General features: G+C 68.6%; 1 protein-coding gene. It reads right to left on the bottom strand.

What is annotated here, in order from left to right; translation table 11 throughout:
* Positions 1-967: methyl-accepting chemotaxis protein (locus AC629_RS44035; protein WP_245332210.1), on the bottom strand; the 967-nt coding region annotated here is incomplete at both ends.

The following is a 967-nucleotide window of genomic DNA, read 5'->3' as shown; positions in this document are numbered from 1 at the left end:
GGCGTGTGCTTTCGCTGGACAGGGATTTGGCCGAGTTCAGGACTTCCTCCGACGCCGAGCCGGTCTCGGCGGCGCCGCGATTGACTTCGCCGATATCGGTGGCCGCGGCCTGCGTGCCCTGCGCCACCGTCTGGACGCTGCGAGCGATCTCCTGCGTCGCTGCGCCTTGCTGCTCGACGGCGCTCGCAATCGACGTCGAGATGGTCGAGATCTGGCCGATGGTGGCGCCGATCTCCTTGATCGCCGCAACCGATTCGGCGGTCGCTCCTTGCATGCCCGCGATATGCGAGGAAATCTCGTCCGTCGCCCTCGCGGTCTGGCTCGCCAGCGATTTCACCTCGCTGGCGACCACCGCAAAGCCGCGGCCGGCTTCACCGGCGCGCGCCGCCTCGATGGTGGCGTTGAGGGCCAGCAGGTTGGTCTGCTCGGCAATCGCGGTGATCAGCTTGACGACCTCGCCGATCTGCTGGGCGGCGTGCGAGAGCTTGCCGATGCGACTGTCGGTCTCCTTCGCCTGCACCACCGCGGCTTCCGCGATGCGGTTGGAATCGCGGACCTGGCGGCCGATCTCCTCGACCGAGACCGAGAGCTCCTCGGTCGCGGTCGCGACCGACTGCATGTTGCTCGAGGCCTGCTCGGAGACGCCGGCGACCTGGCTCGACAGGCTCTGCGTGGTCTCGGCGGTGCGCGTCAGCGTCGACGCCGCCGATTCGAGCTGCACGGCCGAGGCCGAAACGTTGGAGACGATGGCGCCAACGGCGCTCTCGAAATCGTCGGCAAAGCGGATCAGCTCGGAACGGCGCGCCGCGGCCTGCTCCTTGTTCTGGGCCTCGCTGGCGGCGGCGTCACGCTCGGCTTTCGCCACCGCCTGAACCTTGAACTCCTCGACCGCGCCGGCCATCTCGCCGATCTCGTCCTTGCGGCCGAGGCCCGGCAGCACGACGTCGAAATTGCCCGAGGCAAGCTC

The organism is Bradyrhizobium sp. NAS80.1, assembly GCF_001908205.1.
Taxonomy (GTDB): domain Bacteria; phylum Pseudomonadota; class Alphaproteobacteria; order Rhizobiales; family Xanthobacteraceae; genus Bradyrhizobium.
This window is presented reverse-complemented; position numbering and strand designations above follow the sequence as displayed.